1 protein-coding gene is annotated in these 300 nt (G+C 36.7%); it reads right to left on the reverse strand.

All coding sequences use genetic code 11. The features are described 5' to 3' along the window. Window positions 1-45: 45 nt before the first annotated feature. The coding region (locus EYD45_RS16870) for an acetolactate synthase small subunit (protein ID WP_207303330.1) at window positions 46-300 on the reverse strand (255 nt) is incomplete at its 5' end.

The following is a 300-nucleotide window of genomic DNA, read 5'->3' on the forward strand; positions in this document are numbered from 1 at the left end:
AACTTCTTTTGCTACCACCTCTACAGGGGCGCCAGTTACGTCTAACTAGGCACATAAACCATTTTCAGTAACAATACCTAGTACGTCAACTCCAGTTGTTTCACCAAATTTGACTATACCCAAATCTAAAAAGTTAATACTGCTCTCACGTGCATCATATATTAACGTATGAATAGTATACTTGCCTACCTTTATAACAGTAAAATTTGGTAAATAATTTACTTGTTCGATTACTAAATTATCACCTGAAGTAAGCACATAAATCCTGCTGTACTCCGATGGAATTGTTGGCGCGACATC

This window comes from Hyunsoonleella flava, from assembly GCF_004310325.1.
Taxonomy (GTDB): domain Bacteria; phylum Bacteroidota; class Bacteroidia; order Flavobacteriales; family Flavobacteriaceae; genus Jejuia; species Jejuia flava.